This is a genomic window from Flagellimonas sp. L-11, assembly GCF_056857735.1.
On the sequence record NZ_JBSXNR010000022.1, the window covers coordinates 21128 to 39784 of the forward strand.

The following is an 18657-nucleotide window of genomic DNA, read 5'->3' on the forward strand; positions in this document are numbered from 1 at the left end:
ATGGGCCATAAACGCAAGTTCCGAGTCTTCTTTTTGATTCCACCTGAGGTACAACTTTTGGATTTTTCCGGTCCTGCTCACTTATTTTATGAAGCGAAAGAGTATGGAGCTGACTTCGAAACTCATTATTTAAGTTTGGACAAGAATTTACACCAGTTGTCAAGCGCAGGTATATCCATGGGTAATTTGGAATATTTTGGGCTTCATCAACTAAATAAAGAAGACCTTTTGTTTATTCCAGGTTTGGAATCTCATTTATTACTATCCCAACAGTTCAAAGAAAAACACTCTTTATTCTTTGAATGGCTCAAAACGCAAAACCAAACCGGTGCTAAAATCTGTTCGGTCTGCACGGGAGCCTACCTTATGGGAATGACCGGTATTTTAGATGAAAAGGAATGCACTACACATTGGAAGTACATTGAAGATTTTAAGAATAGATTCTCCAAGGCCATAGTCCTGTCCGATCGATTGATTGTAAAAGATGGAAATATCTACTCAAGTGCCGGCGTTTCGTCGGGCATAGATTTAGCACTTTATATTATTGAAGAACTCTTGGGACCGGTTTTTGCCTCTAAAATCGCCAAAGAAGTGGTCATTTATTCGCGACGTACTCCAAAAGACCCACAGTTAAGCGTTTATCTGCGCTATCGGAATCATTTGGATAATAGGATCCATGTGGTTCAGGATTTGTTGTCACAGAATCTCGAGAACAAAGTAAAGGTGGAAACCCTTGCGGAAATGGTTCACATGAGCCGCAGGAACCTTACTAGACTATTCAAAAACACCACTGGGACAACTATTGGGGATTATTTAAACCAATTGCGCGCCGAACGTGCAACAGAACTACTTTCCAATGGCTCAAAAGTGAGTGTCGCCGCACAAGCCTGTGGCCTTAAAAGTAGCAACCAATTAAGAGCTTTATTAAAAAAGAATCCAGAGATAATTTCCAAAAATTAAGAACAAGACTGTCCCTATACTGCGCACAATTGTCCTTTCAGAATGCTGGTGACCTTTCTAATTTTGACCGAATCATCAATCTTGGAAAAATGAAACAGTTAACACTTATCATATTTTGCCTTATCTCCGTAATGACCATGGCCCAAAATAACACAGAATACAATACCAAGTATATATGTCCACCATGCGACAGCAGCTGCGATGACATAACCCATGATTCACCCGGCGTTTGCCCTCATTGCAACATGCCTTTGGTAAAAAAAGAAATGTCCAAAACCATTGCCTTTTACCTTCAAGATGGTGTGGAGGTTTTGGATTTTTCTGGACCTATGGAAGTTTTTAGCTATGCCGGTTACCGGGTATTTACGGTTTCTGCAACAAAGGACCACATCAAATCACAAGGTATTTTAACCGTGGTGCCGGACTATAGCATTGAAGATGCACCTAAAGCTGATATTTTGGCTTTTTTTGGCGGAAACTCCCAAGCGGCTTCCCAAAATAAGAATGTTATTGATTGGGTTAAAAACCAAGAAGACATCAATTATTATTTTTCGGTTTGTACAGGAGCGTTCGTACTCGCAGAAGCTGGTATTCTTGATGGAAAAATCGCAACAACCTTTCACAATGCACTCTACGATTTAGAAAACAATTACCCAAAAATAGATGTCCGAAAAAATGTGAGGTATGTTGACAATGGAAATGTGATTACCACAGCAGGAATTTCCGCCGGTATAGATGGTGCTTTGCATTTAGTTGCCAAACTTCAAGGCATCAATGCGGCCAAACGTACTGCCTACTACATAGAGTATGATAACTGGGATATGGGCAATGGGCTCCTATTATCGGAATCAAATCCATACACCAACCAAAAGCATGAAGACTTTTTTAAGGATTTCGAGGGCATTTATCAATACAAAAATGACACTACCTTCAATTTAAAATATGACAGGAGCCAAGGAAATTTATTGGCAGAAATCGACCATATGTTTTACCCTATATATCATGAAACCGATGATCTTTTCTCTGACGTAAGCAGTGAATATGTAGGGTTTATAAGAAATCCTTCCGGGGACATAATAGGCTACCAGCTGGAGAAAAATGGTAAAATATTCAAGAAACTCGATTAATCCAGAACTTAAGAAAATATACACTTACCGATCTTATATCCAACTAATTAAAACGAGATTAGTCAATAAATAGACAATTTATATGTAAAATTAACGTTAACTAATTGTAAATTAAACGTAATCTACTTAATTTTATATTACTAAATCAGTTAGTTATGACAGTTAACATCAATGCATGGGTGAAATCGGCGATTAAAAAGTATGGGCAATTATGGCAATATGCCAAGGACTACGCCAGAAAGTGTAGATTGGTATACAAAAGAATGTACAGTATTTAATTTAACCCTTGAACTTCTGGGGTAAGTACACTACTTTTTTAGTCTCAAAGAAATCCTCTTCAAAATACTCGTTTAAGTCAAAGATCTGAACGGTTTCATAACCCTTCAATTCTTCCGTAAGGTCACCGCCTTTAAGGTAAAGTATGCCATTTTTACGCTGATGGGCGGAATCCTTTTTAATCTTCCCTTTGGTCCAGTGCACAAATGTTGGCATCGCAGCCACTGCCCTGCTTACAATAAAATCATATTGTCCGGGAATTTCCTCCACACGGGAATGATGGGCTTCAACATTCTTCAATCCAAGCCCTTCCACGACTTCATTGACAACTTTTATTTTTTTGCCGATTGCATCAACAAGGGTAAATTTTACGTTTGGAAATAATATGGCCAAGGGAATGCCCGGAAAGCCTCCGCCCGTACCCACATCCAAGATATGGGCACCTTCGTTGAACACCTGAACCTTTGCAATGCCCACAGAATGAAGAACATGGCGCAAATAGAGCTCATCTATATCTTTTCTGGAAACCACGTTGATCTTCTGGTTCCAGTCTTGGTACAACGCCTCCAACTTTATAAACCGTTGCCTTTGCTCGTCGTTGAGTGTCGTAAAATATTTAAAGATGAGTTCCGCTTTCATGTTCCAAACATTAATTTTGTAAAATTAATACTTTTACAGACCTTAACACCGTTCTAACAAAACGTTGTGACTCTAAAAAAGCAATTTAGTTACCTTTGTAAAAATAATTTTTATGGATAATAATACCATCCGGTTTTCAAGAAGAGATTCCGCACAATTTTTCAGGACACTCAACAAGAGAGTAAACGAATACTTCAAAGAAAACAACCTCAAGAAAACCGGAAACTGGAAACTTCACTTGAAAACCATTGTGATGTTTGCCATTTTTTTGACCCCCTACTTTTTAATATTGACCTTAAACCTGCCTTTCTGGGGCTATCTGCTACTTTCCATCACCATGGGTGTAGGAATGGCCGGGGTGGGAATGAACGTAATGCACGATGGAAACCATGGCGCTTACTCCAACAAAAAATGGGTGAACAAGCTCATGGGAAGCAGCATCTACATTTTGGCCGGCAACGTTTACAACTGGCAAGTTCAGCACAATGTACTGCACCATACGTACACAAACATACACGAACACGACGAGGACATGGAAGCTGGAAGAATCTTAAGATTCTCCAAACATGCCGAATGGAGAAAGCATCATAAATTCCAACATTACTATTCCATTTTGCTTTATGGCCTATTGACCTTTAATTGGGCAATAACCACGGATTTCCAACAAATGTACCGTTATATGAAGCGGAAATTGAGCTACGGAAAACTACCTAATCCAGTAATCAACTGGAGTACATTGGTTATAACAAAAGTGATCTATATTACCATTTGGATTGTTCTCCCGTTGATTTTTGTCGATATTGCCTGGTGGCAAGTATTGCTTGGGTTCTTTATCATGCACTACGTTGCAGGAGTGATCCTGAGTGTGGTTTTCCAATTGGCACACATTGTGGACCACGCAGAAACCCCTTTACCGGACGAGGAAGGAAACATGAAGAACACTTGGGCCATTCACCAATTGTTCACCACCGTGAATTTTGGCACTAAAAACAGAATTGTAAACTGGTTTACCGGGGGATTGAACCATCAGGTGGAGCATCATATCTTCCCAAACATCAGCCACATACATTACACAAATATTTCCAAAATTGTGAAACAGACTGCTCGGGAGTTCAATTTGCCTTATCACGAATATAAAACTACCAGAAAAGCTATAATTTCGCACTTCAAACACTTAAAGGAGCTAGGTAAAAAACCTACGCTTCAATATCAGTAAAAACGAAGTACCAATGAGCAACCACTTATCTGACAGGATCAAGAACATGTCCACGTCAGCAACTTTGGCCATGGCTGCCAAAGCACGGGAATTACGAAATGAAGGAAAGGATATTATAGGTTTGAGCTTGGGGGAACCCGACTTCAATATTCCTGATTTTATCAAAGATGCCGCAAAGCAGGCCATCGACGAGAATTATAGCAGCTACACCCCTGTTGATGGGTATGCAGAGCTAAAAACAGCGATTTCAAACAAATTCAAAAGAGATAACGACCTTGATTATGGTTTGAACCAAATTGTGGTATCCACTGGAGCGAAGCAATCGCTGTTTAATGTGGCCATGGTGGTTCTTAACCCAGGCGATGAAGTAATTCTCCCAGCTCCGTATTGGGTCAGTTACAGCGACATCGTAAAATTGGCCGAAGGTGTGCCCGTAGAGGTTCTCACTCAAATCGACACCGATTTTAAGATGACACCAGCGCAATTGGAGGCTGCCATAACCCCAAAAACAAGAATGATCTGGTTCAGCTCACCATGCAACCCCAGTGGTTCGGTGTACAGCAAGGAAGAATTGGAAGGTTTGGCCAAGGTATTGAAAAAACACCCCGATATTTATGTGGTTTCGGATGAAATCTACGAGCATATCAATTTTGCAGGCGGCCACGTAAGCATTGCCGGCATTGATGGCATGTACGACAGGACCATTACCGTAAACGGCGTATCCAAAGCTTTTGCCATGACGGGATGGCGTATCGGGTATATCGGCGCACCGGAGTGGATAGCTAAAGGCTGTACCAAATTACAAGGACAGGTGACCAGTGGTGCCAACGCCATTGCGCAGCGTGCCGTAATCACCGCATTGGAGGCCCCAGTGAGCAAGATCCAATTTATGATCGACAAGTTCCATGAAAGAAGGGACCTCGTACTTGGACTTTTGGGAGAGATAGAAGGATTTAACCTCAACGTGCCCGAGGGTGCATTTTATGTGTTCCCCGATATTTCGGCATTCTTTGGAAAAACCTTGAACGGTGTTACCATTAACAACGCTTCAGATTTTTCACTATACTTGTTGGAGCATGCCAACGTGGCCACGGTTACCGGGGAAGCTTTCGGAAATCCTAATTGCATTCGTATATCCTACGCAGCATCGGAAAAAGAATTGAAAGAGGCCATTGCCCGAATTAAGGCCGTGCTTTAAAAATATGAAGATGTCATACTGAAGCTGTTTCAGTATCCCACCATAAATCGACTAAAACCTCTTGTTTACTTCAAGAGGTTTTTTTATTAGGTCTTTTTCCAGAAATATGGGGTAAGCAAAATCAGTACAGTGAACAGCTCCAACCGGCCCAAAAGCATTAAAAAACTACACCACCATTTACCTGCCGCAGGAAGGCTGTTATAATTGCTGACCGGGTTTAAACTGCCCAAAGCGGGGCCTACATTACCCAGCGAAGAAGCAGCCCCCCCAACGGCCGATACAAAGTCCAATCCCAAGAGGCCCAGCACCAACGAACCTATAATAAAGAGCAGCATATACAGTACAAAAAAAGCTATCACATTGTAAACAATATGCTCTGTAACCGTTTTTTGATTGTAGCGAACAGGTATGATGGCATTTGGGTGCAAGGTCCTCTTAAATTCCAAAATACCGTTTTTGATGATCAATAGGTGTCGCATAACCTTGATTCCTCCCGCTGTTGAACCCGCCGAGCCTCCGAGGAACATTAAACCAAAAAAGAAAACGGTCAAAAATGGGGTCCATGAGGTAAAATCCGCAGAAACAAAGCCCGTTGTTGTAATCACTGCAACCACCTGAAACAAACCATGCCTAACGGTGCTTTCCACTTCTCCCAGTACCATAGGGTGAAAATCGGATACGGGCACATCTGCCCTAAAATAAATACCCAAGGCAACAACAATGGTAAAGATCACCACAAAACCAAGGTAGTACTTGAACTCTTCATCCTTTAGGATGCGTTGCACCTTTCCTGTTAATGCAAAATAGCTGAGCACGAAATTGCTTCCTGCCAAAAACATGAAAAGAATTACAATGTATTGAATCAAAGGTTGATCGTTCCAAAAGGCCAAGCTCGCATTTTTGGTGGAAAACCCTCCTGTTGACATAGTGGCCAGTGCATGATTGATGGCATCGAAAAAAGACATTCCAGCAAACTTTAGCAGCAAGGCCTCCAGCACTGTATATCCAAAATAAATCAACCAAAGCCTCTTAGCCGTATCGGTAATTCTTGGGTGAAGTTTATCCCCTCCGGGCCCGGGCGCTTCTGCGGCGAACAATTGCATGCCACCAATACCCAAAAGTGGTAAAATGGCAATGGCAAGTACAATAATTCCCATACCCCCGATCCAATGGGTAAGGCTCCGCCAGAGCAAAATTCCTTCGGGCAAGGCTTCTATATCATCCAATATTGAAGCTCCCGTAGTGGTGTAACCCGACATGGTTTCAAAAAAAGCATCGGTAATGGAGGGTATTGCTCCGGAAAAAAGATAGGGCAACATCCCAGAAATAGACATTACGATCCATCCGAATGTCACCACGATATATCCTTCTTTTTTTTGGACCTCCTTTTTATGGCCCCGTGTGTAGAACATGGCCATCATCCCAAAAAGCATGGTCACAATGGCGGCCAACATAATTTCCATGGTGGCACCATCTTTATATATGCCACTGGCAAGTGCTGCCAAAAGCATAAAAGAGCCGTTGCAAAGCAACAAAAGCCCCATAATATGAATAATGATCCGTGTATTGAGCTTCATTATAGGAACAGCTTTTCTATCCTTGGTATGGCTTTGGGCAGGCAGCAGACCACTACCTTGTCCCCTTTGGCAATCCTAAAATCACCCAACGCAATAACTCCTTCTCCGTTTCGGATAACACCACCGATACTTGCCTCTCTAGGGAAATTAAGCTCCCGGATCAACTCACCATTTACCAAGGATGTAGCCTTTACTTCAAACTCTAAAATTTCGGCATTTAAATTGTTGAGACGGGTCAAGGCGAGCACCTCCCCTTTCCGGATATACCTAAAAATACTGTTTGCGGCAAGGAGCTTCTTATTGATCAAGGTATCCACACCAATGGAGTGGGACAATTGGAAGTAGTCCATATTCTCCACCAAGGCTATGGTTTTCTTGATTTTTTTGCTCTTGGCCACCAAACAGGACATTATATTGGTCTCGGAATTCCCCGTAACGGCAATAAAGGCGTCCATGGATTCCAGATTTTCTTCCTCCAATAACTCTACATTGCGCCCATCCCCGTTTATTACAAGGGCATGGGGAAGTTCATCCGCAATGTCAAATGCCTTTTCCTTGTTTTTTTCAATAAGTTTTACATTGAATTTTTTGTTGCAGAGATCCCTTGCCGTTTTATACCCCACTTTACTGCCTCCGAGAATCATCACATTTTTAATTTCCTGTTTTTGCATTCCGGAAAGCTTGTAGAGTTCTTCCACTCCCTTATCCGAGGTAATGAAATACACCTGATCGCCTTCTTTAAAAACGGTATCACCCCTTGGAATCAAAGTAAATTGAGTTCCTTTTCGCTGCAATGCGATGGGCATAAAATTGAGTTCTGGAAAAATTCGAGCTGCCTCCTTCACCATCTTCCCTACAAATGGTGCGGTTTTGGGCAGTATTACCCCGAACATGGTGAGCAGTCCTCCTTCAAATTGATAGGTATCGTTAAAGGCGGATTGATTGAGCATCAACTGGATCTCCATAGCCGCCAAGCGCTCCGGTGAAATCAATTCATCAATACCCAATTCCTCAAACTTGATAATATCCCGATTGTCCATGAATTCCGTATTGGAAATTCTGGCCATGGTACGTTTGCAGCCCAATTGTTTTGCAAGCACACAAAGGGTCAGGTTGGTAGTTTCCGATGCTGTTACCGCGATTACCAGATCGGAGCCGTCGACTTGCGCATCTTGCAATACTTGGATAGATGTAGCATCGCCCCGAAGTACTCGAATATCCAAATGGTTATCGGCATAGGACAGTCTTTCCTTATCGGTATCGATCAAAGTGATCTCCTGTGCTTCATAGGACAATAATTTGGCCAAATGAAACCCGACTTCACCAGCACCTGCAATAATGATTCTCATTGATTGGAATAGGATGTGTTCTCAAATAACCTCAGCTTGCACGTTGCAAACAATATCAGGAATGGTATGCTATACGTAAACTCCATACTTTTAACCAAATACGGAAAATAAATCCCTTTGGATGGCAAAATTACATAAATAATTTTGTCTTCATCCCTTAAGCTAAGTTGTATATTTGCCACCAAATTTAAGCGATGTCGAAAAAGGTGACGCCCTATAGAGAATCTGAGCTTGGCAAAAAGGACCAAGTAAGGCAAATGTTCGATAATATATCTGGAAATTACGACGGCCTTAACCGTGTTATTTCCTTTGGAACCGATGTTAAATGGCGTAAGCGCATCGTGGCTTTTTTAAAGGACAAATCCCCAAATTCAATTTTGGACATTGCCACCGGCACAGGTGATCTTGCCATTGCCATGGCAAAGACCGGGGCCAAAAAAATTGTCGGTCTGGACCTATCTCCCGGCATGTTGGAAGTGGGCAAAACCAAAATATCCAATAAAAAATTACAGGATACCATTGAAATGGTGGTTGGAGATAGCGAAAACCTACCTTTTCAAGACAATTCCTTTGATGCGATCACCGTGGCCTTTGGGGTGAGGAATTTTGAAGATCTGGATAAAGGGCTGGAAGAAATTTATCGTGTACTAAAACCAAAGGGGCATTTTGTAGTTCTAGAAACTTCCGTCCCTACCAAGACCCCTTTTAAACAAGGATATAAAATATATACAAAGTATGTTTTGCCCACTATAGGCAAACTTTTTTCCAAGGACAGGTCGGCTTACAGATATTTGAGTGAATCGGCATCTGTTTTCCCTCATGGTGAGGCTTTCAACAATATTTTGAGGAAAATCGGGTTTATAGGAGTAGAGAACAAACCACAAACCATGGGTGTCGCATCCATTTATGTCGCTTCAAAATAGATTAATGAAAAATCTCCTTATCCTTTTTGGACTTCTAGCAGTAACAAACACCCCTGCCATTGCCCAATTTGGCGGCGACCCGATTTTAAATCTTCAGAACGAGGATAAGAAATTTTTGAACTGGGGATATTATCTGGGGTTTAACCAATACGACTTTCAATTTGAATACAAGGATGATATTGGCAAAGATATATTGGTGGACAAAAGTTTTGGTTTTAATGTGGGATTGATCGGAGAACTTAGAATCAATGAGTTTTTGGATGCCCGTTTTGAACCCGGCCTGCTCTACACTTCCAGAATCCTTGGTTTCCCGGGCTTTACTTCCCAAGTCGATGCGCTGCGCGAAGTGCGTTCGACCTATATAAGGTTCCCTTTACTGATAAAGGCAAGTACCCGAAGAATTGGAAACTGGAAACCTTTTATTATTGGCGGAGTGTATACTTCCATCAATTTAGGGAGCAATGAGGATAGCCTAGATGATAACAGTAGTGGACAATTCCGGATGAAACAAAATGTGTATGGGTATGAATTGGGTTTTGGAATTGATTTTTACACCGAGTACTTTAAGTTCACACCATCTATCCGAGGTGTTTTTGCCCTTACGGACGAATTGGTTCCGGATGAGGACCCCAACAGTCCTTGGACCGGGAACATCAACGCAATGCGCACCCGGGGAATCTTCATCAATTTTACGTTTGAATAGTAAGAATCAAATCCCAAAAGACAGCACTCGACTTCGGACTCCCGACTTCCAACTCCTGATTCAAAATTCAACAACAAAATAATTCGATAACCAGTAACGGAGTGGCAGTATGCAATAAGTTCTGCCAAGTTCCAAGTTCCAAGTTCCAAGTTCCAAAAATCACCTTCGTATTTCATTCAACAAAATGGCGGTTGCCGTGGCTACGTTCAAACTTTCGGCAGTGGCAGCACCAAATTGGGGAATGGAAATTCTTTTGGTGATAAATTGACCCACTTCTTCAGAAATACCATTGGCTTCGTTGCCCATTACCAAAACTCCCTTTTTCGCCAAATCGGATCTATAAATGGTTTCGCCATCCATAAAAGCACCGTAAACGGGAAGGTCTGTTTTTCGCAAATAATCTTCTAAATCAACATAAACAATGTTCACCCGAGCAATGGAACCCATGGTGGCCTGTAATACTTTAGGGTTATAGCAATCCACCGTGTCCGGCGAACAGACGAGCTTTGTTATACCAAACCAATCACAAAGCCGGATAATGGTTCCCAAATTACCGGGATCCCTAACGGCATCCAGCACCAAGATCCAATCATCATCAATCGCTTTATGGGATTCGGCCATATAAAAAGCCCCCAACACGCCATTTGGGCGGGTCAGGCTGCTCATTTGCTTCAAAACTTTGGAGGAAACCACTTCGGCACCTTTAAATTTCCCCATCAATACAGCATCATCAACAAAAACTTTAAATGGCTTTACTCCCGCCTGCAGTAATTCATTCACTACCTTTTCTCCTTCAACAACAAAGAGTCGATGTTGAGATCGGTACTTTTTTTGCTTTAGGCTAACAACTAGTTTAATTTGGTTTTTTGTAACCATCTAAATCGTGTATTTTTGGCTTCTATGAATGGTTCTTTTGGTGTAACGTGCAACTGGGCAAAAATAGGATTATTGTTGCTTTTGCTTAGCATTTTGGGTTGCAATACCTTAAAAAAGGTTGGGGAGGATGAATTATTGCTCACCAAAAACACCATTTTGGTCGATGATGAAAAAATAAGCAGCAGCGAAATAAAAGGACTTATCTCCCAGAAACCCAACAGCAATGTTTTGGGTTACCGGCTAAAACTCAATCTTTATAACCTAGCCAAGGAAAACCCCGATTCATCATTTCAGGATTGGCTGCACCGAAAAGAAAAAAGGGAAAAACGACTTAACAATTTGCTTTCCGAGAAGCAGGTAAACAGATTGAGCGAATCATTTCTGGTAAAAGGATATAGTGAGTTTTTGAAGAGAATTGGAGAACCCCCTGTTATTATTGACACTTCAGAGACCAATAAATCTCTCAAAAAACTGGAATCCTATTACAATAGCAAAGGGTATTTTAACAACACGGGGGAATATCAAATAGTGGACAGCAAAAAAAAGAGAAAGGCAAGTATTGAGTATAACATCACCCTGAATAAGCCCTACATTGTGGACACCATACAAAAAAACATTACCTCACCAGAGTTGGATTCCATATACCAGAATGCAATTGGGCAAAGTTTTGTTAGACAGGGTGAACAATTTGATTTGGACAAATTTACCATGGAGCGGGAGCGATTAACAAGCTTGTTTAGAAATTCGGGGGTATATAATTTCCAGGAAAGCTCCATCAACTACAGTATTCTGCGGGATACTACCCTTGCTTCGGACGACCAGCTCATGGATGTGCAATTGAACATTAAAAAATTTAGGAGCTCGAACGATAGTACGGATACCAACATGCCGTACAAGGTGGCTCGCCACAAACAAATCAACATTTACGCAGATTATGATATAAACGGAGGCATGGATACTTTACAGCGTATTCAACACGAAAACTACAACATCTATTACAATGGCAAGCTCCGCTACCGCCCCAAAGCATTGGCCGATGCCATTTTCTTTGAAAAAGATAGTGTTTACCGAGATTTGGACAGAATAAGAACCTATAGGCAGATCACCAACCTGAACACCTTTAAGTACCCCAATATTGAGTTTATACCGGATTCCACACAAACGGAACTGGAAACCAACATCTACTTGGCCGCCAAGCCCAAATACTCTTTAAACCTGAATTTTGATGTCACCCACTCCAACATTCAACAAGTGGGCACCGCCTTTAGTACTTCGGTGATCACACGGAATGTCTTTGGAGGTGCAGAAACTTTGAATATTTCGGCAAGGGGATCCATTGGTTTGTTGAGCGATGCCTCCCTATCGGATGAAACATTCACCTCCGAGCTCGGAGGGGATATCAACATTACATTCCCACGGATCTGGCTGCCCTTCAATACAGAGCGCATCATACCCTATTATATGCTCCCACAAAGCCGATTGTCCGCAGGTACCAACTTTCAACGGAACATCGGTTTGGACAAACAGTCCCTGAACTCCATTTTATCCTATAACTGGTCGCCTTCCGAACGGTTAAAAAACAATATTGAACTTATCAATGTGGAGTTTGTACGCAATGTAAACACGAACAATTTCTACAATGTATACCGAAATACCTTTTCCAATTTGGACGATATCGCCGATCAATTTCAGGACAACCCTGAATATTCCTCCTATTTTGATCCCATTCTGGAAGAAGGTGAAGAACCAAAGCTAAGCATACCAGATGGAGCAAACCGATTTGCCCAAGATGTATTGAGCGATTCAATTCCAGTAAGCCCAGAAGAGAAACAAGAAGTAAATAGCATTGAGGAAAGACGAAGAAGGTTAACAGAGGACAACCTAATTTTTGCCAGTAATTTCACCCATACCAAAAACAGTAAATCAGGTATCAACGACCTTGATTTTTATCAGTATCGTATAAAACTCGAAAGTGCCGGTGCCATGCTCTCATTGCTCACCAATGCAATACCTTTCAACAAAAATACCAACGGACAGCACCTTGTCTTCAGCGTTCCTTTCTCCCAATACCTAAAAACCGAGTTCGATTATATACGCCATTGGAGTATTGGAGGAGGACAGGTAATCGCCTTTAGGAGCTTCTCCGGCCTGGCAATTCCCTATGGCAATTCCGACAACGTGCCCTTTGTTCGCAGCTACTTTGCAGGTGGGTCCAACGACAACCGCGCCTGGAACGCTTACGAGCTTGGACCTGGCAGTACGGACAACATCAACGATTTTAACGAGGCCAACCTAAAACTGGCCCTAAACCTTGAATATAGGTTCCCCATTGCCGGCGATGTAAAGGGTGCCCTTTTTGCGGACGCAGGCAATATTTGGAATGTATTCGACAACGAAACAAACCCCGACGCCATATTTAGCGGGTTCGCTTCTCTAGGGGACATTGCATTGGGAACCGGCCTTGGGCTTCGTTACGATTTCACCTATTTTGTTTTTAGGTTGGATGTAGGGTTCAAAACGTACAACCCCGCCAAAATCGGGCCCGATCGTTGGTTCGATGGATACAGCTTCAAACAGGCCGTCTTCAACATAGGGATCAATTATCCTTTCTAGAGGAAATATTTTATTACTTTTGTTTCCTATTTAATTTGAAACCAATATAACTATGTCCCACAATATCAAGCCCGGTGTTGCAACCGGTGATCAAGTACAGGCAATTTTCAACCACGCAAAAGAGAACGGATATGCACTTCCTGCCGTAAACGTAATCGGTTCAGACAGTATCAATGCCGTAATGGAAACCGCCGCAACATTGAACGCTCCCGTAATCATCCAATTTTCCAACGGAGGAGCCCAGTTCAATGCAGGAAAAGGACTTTCCAATGAAGACCAGAAAGCCGCAATCCTTGGTGGTGTTGCAGGCGCTAAACACGTTCACCAATTGGCCGAGGCCTACGGAGCAACCGTAATTCTGCATACAGACCACTGTGCCAAAAAATTGTTGCCTTGGATCGATGGACTTTTGGACGCAAGTGAAAAGCATTACAAGGAAACCGGAAAATCATTGTTCAGTTCACACATGATCGATCTTTCCGAAGAACCCCTTGAAGAAAACATTGAAATCTGCAAAGAATACCTAGAGCGCATGAGCAAAATGGATATGACTTTGGAGATTGAATTGGGAATCACCGGAGGCGAGGAAGATGGTGTGGACAATACGGATGTTGACGATTCCAAATTGTATACCCAGCCAGAAGAAGTGGCCTTTGCTTACGAAGAACTTTCAAAAGTAAGCCCAAGATTTACCATTGCTGCCGCATTTGGCAACGTACACGGGGTATACAAGCCAGGTAACGTAAAGTTGACCCCAAAAATCCTTAAGAACTCCCAAGAGTTTATCACCGAGAAATACGGTGTAGAGCACAACCATATCGACTTTGTATTCCACGGAGGTTCAGGTTCCACTTTGGAAGAAATCAGGGAAGCCATCGGTTACGGGGTCATCAAAATGAACATTGATACCGATTTGCAATACGCATTTTTGGAAGGTGTTCGTGATTACATCCAAGGAAAAAAGGATTATCTACAAACACAGATAGGTAACCCTGATGGCGATGACCAACCCAATAAAAAATACTACGATCCCCGAGTTTGGCTGCGAGAAGGAGAAAAAACCTTTATGGCCCGTTTGAAAAAAGCCTTCGAGGATTTGAACAATGTAAACACCCTGTAGCCTTTGTCTAACTAAATATTGATTGCATGTCGTCTTGGTTTAAAAGAAAGGAAAAAGGAATACAAACAGCTACCGAGGAGAAAAAAGACACCCCAAAGGGGTTGTGGTACAAATCCCCCACTGGTAAGATTGTAGAGGCCGAGGATTTGGCAAAAAACTTCTACGTAAGTCCGGAAGATGATTATCACGTTCGAATTGGCAGTAAGGAATATTTTGAAATCCTTTTTGATGACAACAAGTTCCGTGAACTTGATACAAAAATGACGTCCAAAGACCCATTAAAGTTTGTGGATACAAAAAAATATTCCGATCGTTTAAAGGCTGCCCAGAAAAAAACAGGTTTAAAAGACGCGGTGAGAACTGCAGTTGGCAAGTCCCAAGGAAAGGATATTGTTGTAGCCTGCATGGACTTTGCCTTTATAGGAGGTTCCATGGGAAGTGTGGTTGGCGAAAAAATATCGCGCGCCATTGATGTGGCCAAAAGGAAAAAAGTGCCATTTGTGATGATTTCCAAATCTGGCGGGGCCCGTATGATGGAAGCCGCCCTATCCCTGATGCAATTGGCAAAAACATCAGCAAAATTGGCCCAATTGGCCGATGCAAAAATACCGTACATTTCATTGTGTACGGACCCTACAACAGGTGGCACAACAGCTTCCTATGCCATGTTGGGTGACATTAACATTGCTGAACCCGGTGCTTTAATAGGATTTGCCGGACCAAGGGTTGTAAAGGACACTACCGGGAAAGACCTTCCCGATGGTTTCCAAACGGCCGAATTTTTGAAAGAACACGGTTTCTTGGATTTCATAACCCATCGTAGGGATCTAAAGAAAAAAATCAATCTCTATATCGATTTGATTACCAATCAACCTTTAAGAAGTTAAAAAAGGCCCCGAATTCGGGGCTTTTTTTGTTTTACAAAGAGAAAGTCCGGTTTATAGCAACCTTAAAAGTTTGACCGATAAGCCCTTTGATTTCAAAAAAACGCTTACCTTTGCACGCTGATCGTAGATTGATCAATACATAAAAATCATTTAAATAATATTGGAATGTATTTAACAAAAGAAGTAAAGGCCGAGATTTTTAAAAAACACGGCGGCTCTGAGAGCAACACCGGTTCCACGGAAGGACAAATTGCTTTGTTCACACACCGTATCAACCACTTAACCGGACACCTTAAAAGGAACCACAAAGATTACAACACCGAGCGTTCTTTGGTGGCATTGGTAGGTAAAAGACGTAGTCTTTTGGATTACCTTAAGAAAAAAGACATTGAAAAATATCGTTCCTTGATCAAGGAATTGAATATTAGAAAATAAAAACAAAAAGGGGAGGCTTAGGCTTCCCCTTTGTTTTGGTTGAACTCGTTTCAACCGCATAAAAGTCCCAGCTTAACACTGGGCAAACACAAAAAGCTACAAATAGTTTTTCATTGGTCAAGTGCTCCCAAGCACACAACAACAACAACAACAACAACAACACAACCCGACCGCCCGGATGGCGGTAGACCCAATGTTTAACAACCTGACCATAATTGGTTGGGTAAGATTAATTTTATGATTCCAAAGACATTCAAAGAGGTCATAGACCTCGGTGACGGTAGGGAGATTTCTATCGAAACCGGAAAACTGGCAAAACAGGCCCATGGCTCTGTTGTTGTCCAATCTGGCAAGTGTATGTTATTATGTACAGTTGTCTCCAATTACAAAGCTTCGGACGTGGACTTTTTACCACTTACCGTGGATTATCGCGAAAAATTTGCCGCTGCAGGACGTTATCCAGGTGGTTTCTTTAAAAGAGAGGCAAGACCTAGCGACGGCGAAGTATTGACCATGCGTTTGGTGGACAGGGTACTGAGACCATTGTTCCCTAAGGATTACCACTCCGAAACACAGGTGATGATCCAGTTGATGTCGCATGACGAGGACGTTATGCCCGACGCCATGGCCGGATTGGCTGCTTCGGCCGCCATTCAACTTTCGGATTTCCCGTTCGAATGTGCCATATCGGAAGTTCGTGTGGGTAGGGTGAACGGTGAGTTCGTCATCAACCCGACCAGAGCACAATTAAAGGAGTCCGACATCGACATGATGATCGGTGCCTCTGCAGATTCCGTGATGATGGTAGAAGGTGAAATGGACGAAATTTCCGAAGAGGAAATGGTGGAAGCCATCAAATTTGCCCACGAAGCCATTAAGGTACAGTGTGCCGCACAGATAAAATTGGCTGAAGCTTTCGGCAAAAAAGAGGTCCGTGAGTACGAACTGGAAGCTGAAGACGAAGAACTTCAGAAAAAAATCCACGACATGGCCTACGACAAGGTATATGAAGTGGCCAAAGCAGGTTCTTCCAAAAAAGAACGAAGCGAGGCATTTGCCGCTATCAAAGAAGAAATCAAAGCATCTTTTTCCGAAGAAGAATTGGAAGAAATCGGCGATTTGATTTCCAAATACTACCATAAAGCAGAAAAAGAAGCTGTTAGAAACCTAACATTGGAAGAAGGACTTCGTTTGGACGGTCGTAAAACCACAGATGTTCGACCTATCTGGTGCGAAATCGATTATTTGCCCTCCGTACATGGTTCCGCCATCTTTACCCGTGGCGAAACTCAAGCTTTGGCAACAGTTACTTTGGGAACCTCAAGAGAGGCCAACCAAATAGACATGCCATCTTACGAAGGTGAAGAAACATTCTATTTACACTACAACTTCCCTCCTTTCTCAACTGGTGAAGCACGACCAATTCGTGGTACATCCCGTAGAGAGGTAGGACACGGTAACTTGGCACAACGTGCGCTAAAAGGTATGATTCCCGAGGATTGTCCTTACACGGTCCGGGTGGTTTCCGAAGTATTGGAATCCAACGGTTCCTCATCCATGGCAACCGTATGTTCCGGTACCATGGCCTTGATGGATGCCGGTGTTCAATTGAAAAAACCCGTTTCCGGTATTGCCATGGGATTGATCACTGATATGGAGACCGGTAAATATGCCGTACTATCCGATATTTTGGGTGACGAAGATCACTTGGGCGACATGGACTTTAAGGTAACCGGTACCGCAGATGGCATCACTGCCTGTCAAATGGACATCAAAGTAAAAGGACTTTCTTATGAAATCCTGGTGAAAGCTTTGATGCAAGCCAAAGATGGCAGAATGCACATTTTGGGCAAACTTACCGAAACCATTGCCGAGCCTAGAGCAGAGGTTAAGTCCTATGCTCCAAAAATTGTTACCAGAGTTATTCCAGGTGAATTTATTGGTGCACTTATCGGTAAAGGCGGGGAAGTGATCCAAGAACTTCAAAAAACAACCAATACCACAATTGTCATCAACGAAGATCCAGATACCGAAGAAGGTATTGTGGAAATTCTTGGTACAGACCAGAATGGTATCGATGCCGTATTGGCCAAGATAGATTCCCTGATGTTTAAACCAGAAGTGGGAAGTGTTTATGAGGTCAAAGTGATCAAAATGCTTGACTTTGGGGCTGTGGTAGAATATACCGAGGCACCAGGGAACGAAGTATTGCTTCACGTATCCGAATTGGCATGGGAACGTACCGAAAATGTATCCGATGTGGTAAATATGGGAGATGTGTTTGATGTGAAATACTTCGGACTAGACCCAAGAACCAGAAAGGAAAAGGTATCGAGAAAAGCCTTGTTGCCAAAACCTGAAGGGTATCAAGAACGTCCTCCCCGCAACGATAGAGGTGGTGACCGCAGAGGTGGTGGCGGCGACCGTAGAGGTGGCAACCGCGATAGAAAGCCAAGAAGGGATAGAGATTAAAACTTCTTTGTTGGAATATAAAAGAGGCCGTCTAAAAACATTTAGGCGGTCTTTTTATTTAGGGGGTGATTTGTGGGTGCCTGCCTTAATGTTGCGTTTTATCGATTTATTTCCCTTGGAAAAAATCGGGCCATAGGGTCCCTATGCCCTTAAAGTTGCCTTTTTAAGGTTGTGTGCCATGGCAATGAGCCCTATTTCGGTCTCCACCTTGTCGATGCCCCTTAACAGGAACCGTTTGAAGCCCATATTTTGTTTGATGTTGCCGAAAACGGCCTCGACGTCCCAG

Annotated in this window: 17 protein-coding genes; 12 read left to right on the forward strand and 5 right to left on the reverse strand. The window is 42.5% G+C overall.

Annotated features, from left to right (window positions below):
- The 3 genes from AC13CC_RS01655 (at position 1) to AC13CC_RS01665 (ending at position 2365) form a co-directional block, all read left to right on the forward strand.
- Positions 1–960 (forward strand): GlxA family transcriptional regulator, encoded by a 960-nt coding sequence (locus AC13CC_RS01655; protein WP_326278260.1) that lies wholly within the window; start codon positions 1–3, stop codon positions 958–960.
- 89 nt (positions 961–1049) lie between these two features.
- Positions 1050–2087, forward strand: a complete 1038-nt coding sequence (locus AC13CC_RS01660) for a DJ-1/PfpI family protein (protein ID WP_326278262.1) — start codon at positions 1050–1052, stop codon at positions 2085–2087.
- A 155-nt stretch (positions 2088–2242) separates the two neighbouring features.
- The gene (locus AC13CC_RS01665) at positions 2243–2365 is read left to right on the forward strand and encodes a hypothetical protein (RefSeq protein WP_326278263.1); all 123 of its coding nucleotides are present in this window, start codon (positions 2243–2245) and stop codon (positions 2363–2365) included.
- A 1-nt stretch (position 2366) separates the two neighbouring features.
- Here AC13CC_RS01665 and rsmG read toward each other — a convergent pair whose 3' ends face one another.
- Positions 2367–3002 (reverse strand): 16S rRNA (guanine(527)-N(7))-methyltransferase RsmG, encoded by a 636-nt coding sequence (gene rsmG / locus AC13CC_RS01670; protein WP_326278264.1) that lies wholly within the window; start codon positions 3000–3002, stop codon positions 2367–2369.
- Between the two features lie 112 nt (positions 3003–3114).
- Here rsmG and AC13CC_RS01675 point away from each other — a divergent pair, with 112 nt between their 5' ends.
- Both AC13CC_RS01675 and AC13CC_RS01680 read left to right on the forward strand, forming a co-directional pair.
- Positions 3115–4218 (forward strand): fatty acid desaturase family protein, encoded by a 1104-nt coding sequence (locus tag AC13CC_RS01675; RefSeq protein ID WP_326278266.1) that lies wholly within the window; start codon positions 3115–3117, stop codon positions 4216–4218.
- 13 nt (positions 4219–4231) lie between these two features.
- Positions 4232–5416: a pyridoxal phosphate-dependent aminotransferase gene (locus AC13CC_RS01680; RefSeq protein ID WP_326278267.1), complete on the forward strand. Its 1185-nt coding sequence runs from the start codon at positions 4232–4234 to the stop codon at positions 5414–5416.
- A gap of 86 nt (positions 5417–5502) precedes the next feature.
- On the opposite strand, the gene AC13CC_RS01685 is transcribed toward AC13CC_RS01680, so the two are convergent.
- Both AC13CC_RS01685 and trkA read right to left on the reverse strand, forming a co-directional pair.
- Complete coding sequence (locus AC13CC_RS01685) at positions 5503–6993, reverse strand: TrkH family potassium uptake protein (RefSeq protein ID WP_326278268.1); 1491 nt, start codon at positions 6991–6993, stop codon at positions 5503–5505.
- Positions 6993–8342, reverse strand: a complete 1350-nt coding sequence (gene trkA, locus AC13CC_RS01690; protein ID WP_482876556.1) for a Trk system potassium transporter TrkA — start codon at positions 8340–8342, stop codon at positions 6993–6995. The genes AC13CC_RS01685 and trkA overlap by 1 nt, the downstream gene beginning before the upstream one ends.
- Before the next feature lie 194 nt (positions 8343–8536).
- On the opposite strand from trkA, the gene ubiE reads away from it, so the two are divergent.
- Both ubiE and porT read left to right on the forward strand, forming a co-directional pair.
- The gene (ubiE, locus tag AC13CC_RS01695) at positions 8537–9265 is read left to right on the forward strand and encodes a bifunctional demethylmenaquinone methyltransferase/2-methoxy-6-polyprenyl-1,4-benzoquinol methylase UbiE (protein WP_326278272.1); all 729 of its coding nucleotides are present in this window, start codon (positions 8537–8539) and stop codon (positions 9263–9265) included.
- 4 nt (positions 9266–9269) lie between these two features.
- On the forward strand, positions 9270–9968 hold the full coding sequence (porT, locus tag AC13CC_RS01700; RefSeq protein ID WP_482876558.1) for a type IX secretion/gliding motility protein PorT/SprT: 699 nt from the start codon (positions 9270–9272) through the stop codon (positions 9966–9968).
- A 159-nt stretch (positions 9969–10127) separates the two neighbouring features.
- Here porT and AC13CC_RS01705 read toward each other — a convergent pair whose 3' ends face one another.
- Positions 10128–10844, reverse strand: a complete 717-nt coding sequence (locus tag AC13CC_RS01705) for a TrmH family RNA methyltransferase (RefSeq protein ID WP_482876560.1) — start codon at positions 10842–10844, stop codon at positions 10128–10130.
- Between the two features lie 24 nt (positions 10845–10868).
- On the opposite strand from AC13CC_RS01705, the gene tamL reads away from it, so the two are divergent.
- The 5 genes from tamL (at position 10869) to AC13CC_RS01730 (ending at position 18371) form a co-directional block, all read left to right on the forward strand.
- A complete protein-coding gene (gene tamL, locus AC13CC_RS01710) occupies positions 10869–13457 on the forward strand; it encodes a translocation and assembly module lipoprotein TamL (RefSeq protein ID WP_482876566.1) in 2589 nt (862 codons plus the stop codon).
- Between the two features lie 52 nt (positions 13458–13509).
- On the forward strand, positions 13510–14577 hold the full coding sequence (fbaA, locus tag AC13CC_RS01715; protein WP_482876561.1) for a class II fructose-bisphosphate aldolase: 1068 nt from the start codon (positions 13510–13512) through the stop codon (positions 14575–14577).
- Between the two features lie 26 nt (positions 14578–14603).
- Positions 14604–15464 (forward strand): acetyl-CoA carboxylase, carboxyltransferase subunit beta, encoded by an 861-nt coding sequence (accD, locus tag AC13CC_RS01720; RefSeq protein WP_482876563.1) that lies wholly within the window; start codon positions 14604–14606, stop codon positions 15462–15464.
- Positions 15465–15629: 165 nt separating this feature from the next.
- Positions 15630–15899, forward strand: coding sequence for a 30S ribosomal protein S15 (rpsO, locus tag AC13CC_RS01725; protein ID WP_293167671.1), 270 nt, complete (start codon positions 15630–15632; stop codon positions 15897–15899).
- Between the two features lie 237 nt (positions 15900–16136).
- Positions 16137–18371, forward strand: coding sequence for a polyribonucleotide nucleotidyltransferase (locus tag AC13CC_RS01730; protein WP_482876565.1), 2235 nt, complete (start codon positions 16137–16139; stop codon positions 18369–18371).
- A 141-nt stretch (positions 18372–18512) separates the two neighbouring features.
- Here the strand turns inward: AC13CC_RS01730 and AC13CC_RS01735 are convergent.
- On the reverse strand, positions 18513–18657 hold a 145-nt coding region (locus AC13CC_RS01735; protein WP_482878233.1), incomplete at its 5' end, for a transposase.

What these genes read in the sequence shown, in the direction of transcription:
- rpsO (WP_293167671.1), top strand. Translation starts at nt 15,630, where the DNA reads ATGTATTTAACAAAAGAAGTAAAGGCCGAGATTTTTAAAAAACACGGC.
- AC13CC_RS01705 (WP_482876560.1), bottom strand. Translation starts at nt 10,844, where the DNA reads ATGGTTACAAAAAACCAAATTAAACTAGTTGTTAGCCTAAAGCAAAAA.
- porT (WP_482876558.1), top strand. Translation starts at nt 9,270, where the DNA reads ATGAAAAATCTCCTTATCCTTTTTGGACTTCTAGCAGTAACAAACACC.
- AC13CC_RS01660 (WP_326278262.1), top strand. Translation starts at nt 1,050, where the DNA reads ATGAAACAGTTAACACTTATCATATTTTGCCTTATCTCCGTAATGACC.
- AC13CC_RS01680 (WP_326278267.1), top strand. Translation starts at nt 4,232, where the DNA reads ATGAGCAACCACTTATCTGACAGGATCAAGAACATGTCCACGTCAGCA.
- AC13CC_RS01730 (WP_482876565.1), top strand. Translation starts at nt 16,137, where the DNA reads ATGATTCCAAAGACATTCAAAGAGGTCATAGACCTCGGTGACGGTAGG.
- accD (WP_482876563.1), top strand. Translation starts at nt 14,604, where the DNA reads ATGTCGTCTTGGTTTAAAAGAAAGGAAAAAGGAATACAAACAGCTACC.
- fbaA (WP_482876561.1), top strand. Translation starts at nt 13,510, where the DNA reads ATGTCCCACAATATCAAGCCCGGTGTTGCAACCGGTGATCAAGTACAG.
- ubiE (WP_326278272.1), top strand. Translation starts at nt 8,537, where the DNA reads ATGTCGAAAAAGGTGACGCCCTATAGAGAATCTGAGCTTGGCAAAAAG.
- AC13CC_RS01665 (WP_326278263.1), top strand. Translation starts at nt 2,243, where the DNA reads ATGACAGTTAACATCAATGCATGGGTGAAATCGGCGATTAAAAAGTAT.
- AC13CC_RS01675 (WP_326278266.1), top strand. Translation starts at nt 3,115, where the DNA reads ATGGATAATAATACCATCCGGTTTTCAAGAAGAGATTCCGCACAATTT.
- rsmG (WP_326278264.1), bottom strand. Translation starts at nt 3,002, where the DNA reads ATGAAAGCGGAACTCATCTTTAAATATTTTACGACACTCAACGACGAG.
- AC13CC_RS01685 (WP_326278268.1), bottom strand. Translation starts at nt 6,993, where the DNA reads ATGAAGCTCAATACACGGATCATTATTCATATTATGGGGCTTTTGTTG.
- trkA (WP_482876556.1), bottom strand. Translation starts at nt 8,342, where the DNA reads ATGAGAATCATTATTGCAGGTGCTGGTGAAGTCGGGTTTCATTTGGCC.
- AC13CC_RS01655 (WP_326278260.1), top strand. Translation starts at nt 1, where the DNA reads ATGGGCCATAAACGCAAGTTCCGAGTCTTCTTTTTGATTCCACCTGAG.
- tamL (WP_482876566.1), top strand. Translation starts at nt 10,869, where the DNA reads ATGAATGGTTCTTTTGGTGTAACGTGCAACTGGGCAAAAATAGGATTA.